The organism is Rugamonas sp., assembly GCF_025354735.1.
Classification (GTDB): Bacteria; Pseudomonadota; Gammaproteobacteria; order Burkholderiales; family Burkholderiaceae_D; genus Rugamonas.
The window spans coordinates 17,049-27,215 of record NZ_JANXMI010000061.1; the positions used below are offsets into that span (position 1 = coordinate 17,049).

The following is a 10,167-nucleotide window of genomic DNA, read 5'->3' on the forward strand; positions in this document are numbered from 1 at the left end:
CCACCGCCGCGCGATGCCCTTCGCTAAACTGTCCCGCCTCGCGCAGGAGCGCCCGCTGCGCATCCTGCTGGTCAACGCGGGCGAGGCCGACGCCATCACCTGGGCCGGACTGGCGCAGCCGCTGCGGCTGGCCGCGACCCTGACCGGCACCCTGCAACTCGATATCCGCACGCCCGAACAGGTGGCCGACGCCGCGCCCGGACACTGGCACGTGGCGCTGCTGGTGGCCGACGAAACGCAGGCGCCGCTGCGGCCCGAATTGTGCCGCGCCGTGATAGAGCGCTGCCGCGCGGCGCCGTTCTGGGGCGGCGTCGGCGCCGGCGTGCTGTGGCTGGCCGACGCCGGCGTGATGGCCGGCGTGCGCATCGCGCTGCCGTGGGCCCTGTACGCGGACACCGAGGAAATCACCGACCGCGCCATCCTCACGCCGCACCTGTTCGAAATCGACGGCCGCCATTTGAGCTGCTGCGGCGGCGCCGCCAGCATCGACTTCGCGCTGACGCTGATCGAAAGCCTGTGCGGCGCCGGCGTGCAGGCGTCGATCAAGGAGGCGCTGTGCATCGACCGCGTGCGCAGCCACGAGGAGCGCCAGCGCGTCGCCCTGCAGGCCCGCTTCGGCGCGCTGCAACCGAAGCTGTCGGAGGCCGTCACGCTGATGGAGGCCAACATCGAGGAGCCGCTGTCGACCGACGATATCGCCAACCTGGTGCAGCTGTCGCGGCGCCAGCTCGAGCGCCTGTTCAAACAATATCTGGGCAGCCTGCCGTCGCGCTACTACCTGGAGCTGCGCTTGCAGCGCGCGCGCCAGCTGCTGCTGGAGACGAACTACTCGATCGTGCAGGTGGGGCTGATGTGCGGCTTCTCCTCCGGCTCGCACTTTTCGACGGCCTTCGGCGCGCTGTTCGGGAACACGCCGCGCGAGGAGCGCCAGCGCAAGCTGATGCCCGCCGGCGTTTGATTCATGGTTGTTTTGACCATCTTGGGTCGCGGCTGATGTTCGGTCAAAAATGAAAATCCTTGTCGCCATTTGAAAAGAGTTTTAGCATCCCGCTTTTTATAATGGGTAGTCGACGCGGCGGTCTGCCGCACGTACCCAACATTGATAGGGAATGCCATGAACGCCAAGCTCGAAACCACCGCCGCCAGCCACGCCAGCCCACTGACCCTGCCGGTGACGCGCCAGACTTTCGATGAAGTGCTGGTGCCGACCTACGCGCCGGCGGCGATGGTGCCGGTGCGCGCTTCGGGCCTGGACCTGTGGGACCAAAGCGGCAAGCACTATCTGGACTTCACCTCCGGCATCGCCGTCGCCTCGCTCGGCCACTGCCACCCGGCGCTGGTCGAAGCGCTCACGCGCCAGGCCAACACGCTGTGGCACCTCGGTAACGGCTACACCAACGAGCCGGTGCTGCGCCTGGCCACGGCGCTGACCGAGGCGACCTTCGCCAACCGCGCCTTCTTCTGCAACTCCGGCGCCGAAGCCAACGAGGCGGCCCTGAAGCTGGCGCGCAAATACGCGCACGCCAAGGCCGGCGAGAAAAAATCGCGCATCGTCTCGTGCTTCCACTCCTTCCACGGCCGCACGCTGTTCACGGTGTCCGTCGGCGGCCAGTCCAAGTACACCGAAGGCTTCGAGCCGCTGCCGCCGGCGATCGACCACATCGCCTACAACGACATCGAAGCGGCCCGCGCCGCCATCGGCGATGACGTCTGCGCCGTGGTGGTCGAGCCGGTGCAGGGTGAGGGCGGCGTGGTGCCGGCCGATGCCGCCTTCCTCAAAGAGCTGCGCGCGCTGTGCGACCAGACCGGCGCGCTGCTGATCTTCGACGAAGTCCAATGCGGCATGGGCCGCACCGGCGAGCTGTTCGCCTACATGGGCTACGGCGTCACGCCGGACATCCTGACGGCGGCCAAGGCGCTCGGCAACGGCTACCCGATCGGCGCCATGCTGACCACGCACGAACTGGCCGCCACGCTGAGCGTCGGCTCGCACGGCACCACCTACGGCGGCAATCCGCTGGCCGCCACGGTGGCGCTGACGGTGCTCGACACGATCAACCAGCCGGCCTTCCTGGCGCGCGTGAAGGAGGCCAGCAAGACGCTGGTGGCCACGCTGGAAAAACTGATCGCCGACTACCCGCAGGTATTCAGCCTGGTGCGCGGCTCCGGCCTGCTGCTGGGCCTGGTCGTCGCCGACGCCTTCAAGGGCCGCTCGAAAGACATCCAGCGCGCCGCCGAAGCGCAGGGCCTGATGGTGCTGATCGCCGGCACCGAGGTGCTGCGCCTGGCGCCGGCGCTGATCGTCAGCGACGCGCAGATCGCCGAAGCCGACCGCCTGTTGCGCGTGGCCGTGGACGGTTTGCTCAAAGCCGCCTAAGGTCGGGCGCCAGCGGCTCCGGTACGACCGCCGCCGCCGCGCTTTTGCGCGCCGGCGGCGGCAGAATTTTTCGAACAGATCGTATTGAAAGGAGCTCCCATGTATGTTGTCCGTCCGGTAGAACTGTCGGATATTGCTGCCCTCGAAGCGCTGGCCGCAGTGACCATGCCGGGTGTCCATACCTTGCCCAAGACGCGCGAGAAAATCGCCGCGTCGGTCGAGCGCTCCATCGCCTCGTTTGCCGCCCACGTCGACATCCCGAGCGAAGAATCGTATTTGTTCGTACTCGAATCATTGGGTGACCAAGCGGCTGACGAAGCCGGTGGCGAAGGGAGCGGCGGCGGCATCGTCGGCACCGCCGCCATCTTCGCCTCGGCCGGCTCGAACGGCACCTATTTCTCGTTCCGCAACGACGTCATACAACAAGTTTCGCGCGACCTCAATATCAGCCACAGCGTGCACGCGCTGACGCTGTGCTCCGAGCTGACCGCGTATTCGCAGCTGTCGGGTTTCTACGTCGGCGCCAAGGAGCAGAACGGCCCGGAAGCGGCCCTGCTGTCGCGCGCGCGCCTGCTGTACGCGGTGCTGGCGCCGCAGCGCTTCGGCGACCGCTTCTTCGTGCCGCTGGCCGGCATCACCGACGCCGACGGCGGCTCGCCGTTCTGGGATGCGCTGGGCCGCAAATTCTTCCAGATGGATTTCCTCGACGCCGAACGCGTCATCGGCGGCGCCCGCAACCGCACGCTGATCGTCGAGCTGATGCCGCACTATCCGGTCTACGTGCCGCTGCTGCCGGGCGATGCGCAGGCGGCCATGGGCCAGATCCATCCGTCGGGCGAGCCGGCCTTCAACCTGCTGACGGCCGAAGGCTTCGAGGCCGACGACTACATCGACATCTTCGACGGCGGGCCGATTTTGCAGGCGCATAAAAATTCGCTGCGCACCTTCAGCGGCGCGCTGACGCGCCGCGTCGAAACGTCGGCGCCGGAACGCACCGCCGTGCCGCGCGTGACCTACGCGGTGGCCGCCAGCTCGGAGCAGAACTTCCGCGCCGTGGTGGTCGACTGCACGCCGGTCGAAGCGTCGGCCACGATCGCGCTGTCGCAGGACGTGCAGGACGTGCTGAAGATCGCGCCGGGCGACAGCGTGCTGTGCGTCCGCCTCTAAAAAGAAGAACCAGGAAGACACCCCTATGCTAGTTGTACGCGCCATCCAAGCCAACGACCTCGACGCCCTCTACGTGATGGCCAGCCAGGTCGGCAGCGGCATGACCACCCTCAAGCCGGACATGAAGATGCTGGGCGACCGGGTCGCCGTGGCCGTCGCCTCGTTCGCCGAAACCATCGCGCCGGCCAAGCGCGACTACATGTTCGTGCTGGAGGACACCGACAGCGGCAAGCTGGCCGGCGTCTGCGCCATCAAGGGCGCGGTCGGGCTGGAGGAGCCGTTCTATAACTACCGTATCGGCACGCTGGTCCATTCGAGCCGCGAGCTCGATGTCTTCACGCGCATGGAAACGCTGTACCTGTCGAACGACCTGACCGGCAGCACCGAACTGTGTTCGCTGTTCCTGCATCCCGATTACCGCACCGGCAACAACGGCCGTTTGCTGTCGAAGAGCCGCTTCCTGTTCATCGCGCAGTTCCCGCAGCTGTTCACCGAAAAGCTGATCGCCGAGATGCGCGGCTTCCAGGAGGAGGATGGCCGCTCGCCGTTTTACGAAGGGCTGGGCCGCCACTTCTTCAAGATGGATTTCAACCACGTCGACGACCTGACGGCGCTCGGCAAAAAATCGTTCATCGCGGAGCTGATGCCGCGCCAGCCGCTGTACGTGGCCTACCTGCCGGACGAGGCGCAGCAGGTGATCGGCAAGGTCCACGTGTCGACCGCGCCGGCGCGCCGCCTGCTGGAGCAGGAGGGCATGTACTTCGAGGGCTATGTCGACATCTTCGACGCCGGCCCGGTGTTGCAGGCGCGCGTGTCCGAGCTGCGCGCGCTGCGCGACAGCGTGCTGTCGACCATCGGCCTGGCGACCGACTGGGACGCCGCCTGCGCGCCCGAAACCGCCGTCAACGAACCGGTGCTGGTGTCGAACACGGTGCTGAAAGATTTTCGCATGATCCTGTCGCACGCCGCGCCGGTCAACGGCGCCATCGAACTGCCGGACGCCGAACAGCAGCTGCTGCGCTGCCACACCGGCGACGCCGTGCGCACCCTGTCACTCAATCCGAGGAAAGCAAATGTCTGAACAAGTCTTTAGTAATTTCATTAACGGCGAGTGGCTGGCCGGTAGCGGCGCTGAACTGACCACCATCGATCCGGCCACCGGCAAGCAGACCTGGGCCAGCCGCGCAGCGAACGCGCAGGACGTGGCGCGCGCCTGCGAGGCGGCCCGCGCGGCGTTTGACGCCTGGGCCCTGACGCCGCTGGAAGAACGCATCGCCATCTGCGCGCGCTTCCGCGATCTGCTCAAGGAAAACGCCGAGGAGCTGGCGCTGCTGATCTCCGCCGAAGTCGGCAAGCCACTGTGGGAATCGCGCACCGAAGTGACGACGATGGCCAACAAGGTCGATATCTCGGTGCAGTCGCACGGCGCCCGCACCGGCGAGTCGCACAGCAAGGTGGCCGACGGCGAGGCGGTGCTGCGCCACCGGCCGCACGGCGTGTTCGGCGTCTTCGGTCCGTACAACTTCCCCGGCCACCTGCCGAACGGCCATATCGTGCCGGCGCTGATCGCGGGGAACACCGTCGTCTTCAAGCCCAGCGAGTACGCGCCGCGCACCGCCATCAAGACCGTGCAGCTGTGGCAGCGGGCCGGCGTGCCGGCCGGCGTGATTAACCTGGTCAACGGCGGCCGCGATACCGGCGTCGCGCTGGGACAAAATTCGCTGATCGACGGTGTGCTCTTCACCGGCAGTTCGCAGACCGGCGCCGCGCTGCACAAGCAGTTCGGCGGCCAGCCGGGCAAGATGCTGGCGCTGGAAATGGGCGGCAACAATCCGCTGGTGGTGTGGGACATCAAGGATGCCAGGGACATCGACGCCGCCGTCTTCATGGCCGTGTCGTCGGCCTTCATTTCGGCCGGCCAGCGCTGCACCTGCGCGCGCCGCTTGATTGTGCAGAACACGCCGGAGGGCGACGCCTTCGTCCGGCGCCTCGTCGACGTGGCGGGCAAGCTGACCATAGGCGCATCGCATGCGGAGCCGGCGCCGTTCATGGGCCCCGTGGTGTCGGCCGCCGTCGCCGGCCGCCTGCTGCAAGCGCAGGCCGACATGATCGCCAAGGGCGGCAAGAGCCTGTTGGCGATGCGCCACCTCGACCAGGACAGCGGCTTCGTCTCGGCCGGCATCGTCGACGTCACCGACGCCCAAGGCATCCCGGACGAGGAGTGGTTCGGCCCCCTGCTGCAAATTTTCCGCGCCGACGATTTCGACGGCGCGATGAAGATCGCCAACGCCACCGAATACGGCCTGGCCGCCGCGCTGATCTCGCACGACGCGGCGCTGTGGCAAACCTTCCAGGCGCGCGCGCGCGCCGGCATCGTCAACTGGAACCGTCCCACCACGGGCGCGGCCAGCAGCGCGCCGTTCGGCGGCGTCGGCAAATCGGGCAACCATCGCCCAAGCGCCTACTACGCGGCCGACTATTGCGCGTATCCTGTCGCATCGATAGAAAACAGCGCACTCGAAATGCCGGCGAAGCTTTCGCCGGGCATGAACTTCTAAGGACGGGCGATGACCGCACGCGAATTCAATTTTGACGGCTTGGTCGGTCCGTCGCACAACTACGCCGGCCTGTCGTTCGGTAACGTGGCCTCGTTCAGCAACGTCAAGAGCGCATCGAACCCGAAGCAGGCCGCCTTGCAGGGACTGGCCAAGATGCGCGCGCTGGCCGCGCGCGGTTTCGCGCAGGCGCTGCTGCCGCCGCAGGACCGGCCGAATTTCCGCCTGCTGCGCAGCATAGGCTACTCCGGCAGCGATGCCGACGTGCTGGCGCAGGCGTACAGGGAGTCGCCGGTGATTTTGGCGTGCGCCTATTCGGCCTCGCCGATGTGGACCGCCAACGCCGCCACCGTCAGCCCGTCGGCCGACAGCGGCGACGGCCGCACCCACTTCACCCCCGCGAACCTGAACAACAAGCTGCATCGCGCCTTCGAGCACGCGCAATCGGCGCGCAGCCTGCGCGCCATCTTCGCGGACGAGCGGCACTTCGCCGTGCACGACGCGCTGCCCGGCACGCCGGCCTTCGGCGACGAGGGCGCGGCCAACCACACGCGCTTGTGCGCGGAGCACGGCGCCGCGGCGGTCGAGATGTTCGTCTACGGCCGCGTCGAATTCGACGCCGCCGCGCCGGCGCCGAGACGCTATCCGGCGCGCCAGACGCTGGAGGCGTCGCAAGCCGTGGCGCGCTTGCACGGCCTGTCGGCCGAGCGCACCGTCTACCTCGCGCAGAATCCCGACGTGATCGACCAGGGCGTGTTCCACAACGACGTTATCGGCGTCGGCAACGCCAATGTGCTGTTCTATCACGAGCAGGCCTACGCCGACGAAGCGGGCGGGCTCGATCGGCTGCGCCGCGTGATGGCCGGCGTCGGCGCCGAACTCGATGCGATCCGCGTCGATAGCAAAATGGTATCGGTGGCCGACGCCGTCGCCAGCTACCTGTTCAATAGCCAGCTGCTTTCCAAGAACGGTGGCAAAATGGCGCTGGTCATTCCGCAGGAGTGCCAGGAAAATCAGGCCGTCGCGCGTTATCTGGAAAGCCTGGTCGCCAGCGGCGGCCCGGTCGACGAACTGCTGCACTTCGATCTGCGCCAGAGCATGCGCAACGGCGGCGGCCCGGCGTGCCTGCGTTTGCGCGTGGCGCTGACGGACGTCGAAGCGGCCGCCATGCATCAGGGCGTGGTGATGACGGAGGCGCTGTACCACACGCTGGTGGCGTGGGTGGAAACGCATTACCGCGACCGGCTGGAACCGCAAGACCTGGCCGATCCCGCGCTGGCGCTGGAAGTGCACGCGGCGCTCGACGAGTTGGCGACGATTTTGAATTTGCCCGGCCTGTACGATTTGTAATGGCGGCGGCCGTCCCCACATGGGGCGGTAGGACGGATTTAGAGATGTAGGGATTTGCTTATACGGCGAGACCCGCGCCGAGGGCCACAGGATTTAACGGGGCGGGGCCAACCCCCGTCTTTTTTAAAGTCGCGGCCGCGCAGCCAAAAGTCGCAGCGGCACCGACGCAACACCCGGAATACCCATAACGTATTGGAGAACTCAAGATGACAAAAATGCCTCACGATCTGCGTGCGCAAACGCTAGCCCTGGTCAACGCGAGCAAGCCGGCCGACAGCGGCCGGGTGGACGCGCTCATCAGCGCCTGGCTCGCCTCCCTGGACGAAGAAGACCTGGCCGGCATCGCGCCCGACAGCCTCGCTCCCGTCCTGTGGGACGGCTTCTCGCAGGCCGCCAAACGCGCCGCGGCGGGCTGCCAGATCGCCAGGCTGCGTTACGCCGATGGCCGTGGCGGCATGGCGACCGCGCTCTTGATACTCAATGACGACATGCCCTACCTGGTCGACTCCATCGTCATGGCCATGCGCAAGCAGCGCGTGGTCGCCAACGGCGTGCTCAATTCCGTGTTGTCCGTCAGCCGCGATGCGAACGGCGTCGTCACCGCCGTCGGCGCGGACGGCGTCAAGGCCGAATCGTATGTGATGGTGCTGCTGGCCGAAGACCTGCCGGCCGCCGACCTTGATGCGCTGGTGGCGCGCATCGAGATGGTGGCGCGCGACGCCGCCGTCGTCCACCGCGACCACGCCGCGATGATGGCGCGCTTCAGCGCCGTCGGCGCCGCCGCCGCCGCGTCCAGCGACGCCGAAGGCCAGGAAGTGGCCGCCTTCCTCGACTGGGCCCGCAGCGAAGGCTTCGAGCCGTTCGGCTACGCCTACTATCAAGTGAAACCGGGCGCGCGCGAACTGGAACGCGACATCCCGAGCCGCATCGGCGTGCTGCAGGATACGACGCATCCGGTCTACGGCAGCTGCCTGGCTAACATCCCCGGTAATATCGATACGCTGTCGAAGCGCGACCATACGCTGTCCATCGTCAAGGCCGACGTCGAGGGCACGCTGCACCGCGACCAGCAGCTCGACTTCATCGGCGTGCGCGACACCGACGCCGCCGGCGCCATCATCGGCGAGCATTGCTTCGTCGGCCTGTTCACGCGCGCCGCCACCGCCACGCCGCTGGCCCGCCTGCCGTTCGCGCGCGGCCGCATCGCCCGGGTGCTGAGCATCGCCGGCGTGCGCCAGGAAGGCTTCCGCGCCGAGAAATTCGTCGAGATCCTCGAATCGCTGCCGCGCACCGAGGCGCTGGAAGCCGAGCCGGAATGGCTGGCCGAAGTGTGCGGCGCCGTCGTCTCGCTGTACAAGCAGCCGCGCACCAAGGTGTTCGCGCGGCGCGACGTCTACGCCCGCCACCTGAACGTGCTGGTCTACCTGCCGCGCGAGCGTTACAGCGCCAGCGTCGCCTCGGCCCTGGCGCGCGCGCTGCAGGCCAGTTCCGGCGCCACCCATATCAGTTCGCAGACGCTGGTGGCCGACGGTCCGCTGGCCCGCGTGTACCTGATCGCGCACGCCGCGCGCTATCCGCTGGACCTGGAAACCGACATCCAGCAGCCGCTGTCGTCGGTGCTCGACGGCTGGCATAACAGCTTCGCCACGCTGGCCGACGCCGTGGCCGAAGTGCCGCTGCGCGCCAGCCTGCGCAAGCTGTGCTCCACGCTGCCGGCCGATTACGTCGCCTCGACCGCGCCGGCCGTGGCCTTCCGCGACCTCGGCGCCATCCTGCGCAACACCGATCCCTCGCGCGTCGACGTGCGCGTGGAAGTGGCGGCCGAATCGACCACCATCCGTTTGTATTCCGTCGACCGCGCGCCGTCGCTGTCGACCATCCTGCCGGCGCTGCACAACGCCGGCGTGGCCATCGACCGCGAACAGGCGCACTCGATCCGCGCCGCCGACGGCCAGCGCTACGTCGTCACCAGCCTGTCGGTCGACGCCGACAGCGCCGCCAAACTGGCGCAGCCGAACGTGGTGCCGGTGGCGCAGGAATTGTTCACCGCCCTGTTCAACAACGACGCCGAGGACGGCCGCCTCAATGGCCTCGTCATCGAGGGCGGCTTGAGCATGCGCCAGGTGCAGCTGGTGCGCGCCTACATGAGCTACTGGCGCCAGGCCGGCAGCCGCTTCTCGGTGCGCTACATCGCCGAGACGCTGCGCAAACAGCCGGTGCTGGTCAAGGAACTGGTCGACGCTTTCCTCCAGCGCTTCGACCCGTCCTTGAGCGACGCCGAGCACGCGGCCGCGCATGAAAAAATGTTGGACATCAAGGGCCGCCTGCCTGAGATGAACCACGCCGACAGTGAAGAAATCCTCGGCGCCGTCACCGACCTGATGGTCGCCACGCTGCGCACCAACTACTTCCAGAACGATCAGAAGGGCGACAAGATCATCTTCAAGTTCGACACCAGCAGTCTGGCGCTGGTGCCGGAACCGCGTCCGTTCCGCGAAATCTTCGTGTTCTCGCGCCGCTTCGAGGGCTTGCACCTGCGCGGCGGCCCGGTCGCCCGCGGCGGCTTGCGCTGGTCGGACCGGATGGAAGATTACCGCACCGAAGTGCTGGGCCTGGTCAAGGCGCAGATGGTGAAGAACGCCGTCATCGTGCCGGCCGGCGCCAAGGGCGGTTTCGTCTGCAAGATGATGCCGAAGGACGCCGTGCGCGAAACCATCG

Annotated in this window: 7 protein-coding genes; all 7 read left to right on the forward strand. The window is 67.4% G+C overall.

Going from position 1 to position 10,167, the window contains the following annotated elements:
* Window positions 1-13: 13 nt before the first annotated feature.
* The gene (locus tag Q0S71_RS06345; protein WP_295993001.1) at window positions 14-958 is read left to right on the forward strand and encodes a GlxA family transcriptional regulator; all 945 of its coding nucleotides are present in this window, start codon (window positions 14-16) and stop codon (window positions 956-958) included.
* 156 nt (window positions 959-1,114) lie between these two features.
* Window positions 1,115-2,377 (forward strand): acetylornithine/succinylornithine family transaminase, encoded by a 1,263-nt coding sequence (gene astC, locus Q0S71_RS06350; protein ID WP_295993005.1) that lies wholly within the window; start codon window positions 1,115-1,117, stop codon window positions 2,375-2,377.
* Window positions 2,378-2,476: 99 nt separating this feature from the next.
* Entirely contained in the window at window positions 2,477-3,544 is a 1,068-nt protein-coding gene (locus Q0S71_RS06355; RefSeq protein ID WP_295993008.1) for an arginine N-succinyltransferase, read from the forward strand.
* Between the two features lie 25 nt (window positions 3,545-3,569).
* Window positions 3,570-4,625: an arginine N-succinyltransferase gene (gene astA, locus Q0S71_RS06360; protein ID WP_295993010.1), complete on the forward strand. Its 1,056-nt coding sequence runs from the start codon at window positions 3,570-3,572 to the stop codon at window positions 4,623-4,625.
* The gene (astD, locus tag Q0S71_RS06365; protein ID WP_295993013.1) at window positions 4,618-6,102 is read left to right on the forward strand and encodes a succinylglutamate-semialdehyde dehydrogenase; all 1,485 of its coding nucleotides are present in this window, start codon (window positions 4,618-4,620) and stop codon (window positions 6,100-6,102) included. The genes astA and astD overlap by 8 nt, the downstream gene beginning before the upstream one ends.
* Window positions 6,103-6,111: 9 nt before the next feature.
* Window positions 6,112-7,449: an N-succinylarginine dihydrolase gene (gene astB, locus Q0S71_RS06370; RefSeq protein WP_295993015.1), complete on the forward strand. Its 1,338-nt coding sequence runs from the start codon at window positions 6,112-6,114 to the stop codon at window positions 7,447-7,449.
* Window positions 7,450-7,655: 206 nt separating this feature from the next.
* The coding region (locus Q0S71_RS06375; RefSeq protein ID WP_295993017.1) for an NAD-glutamate dehydrogenase domain-containing protein at window positions 7,656-10,167 on the forward strand (2,512 nt) is incomplete at its 3' end.

Excerpts from the sequence above, each read along its gene's own strand:
- Q0S71_RS06345 (WP_295993001.1), top strand. The coding sequence starts at position 14 with ATGCCCTTCGCTAAACTGTCCCGCCTCGCGCAGGAGCGCCCGCTGCGC.
- astC (WP_295993005.1), top strand. The coding sequence starts at position 1,115 with ATGAACGCCAAGCTCGAAACCACCGCCGCCAGCCACGCCAGCCCACTG.
- Q0S71_RS06355 (WP_295993008.1), top strand. The coding sequence starts at position 2,477 with ATGTATGTTGTCCGTCCGGTAGAACTGTCGGATATTGCTGCCCTCGAA.
- astA (WP_295993010.1), top strand. The coding sequence starts at position 3,570 with ATGCTAGTTGTACGCGCCATCCAAGCCAACGACCTCGACGCCCTCTAC.
- astD (WP_295993013.1), top strand. The coding sequence starts at position 4,618 with ATGTCTGAACAAGTCTTTAGTAATTTCATTAACGGCGAGTGGCTGGCC.
- astB (WP_295993015.1), top strand. The coding sequence starts at position 6,112 with ATGACCGCACGCGAATTCAATTTTGACGGCTTGGTCGGTCCGTCGCAC.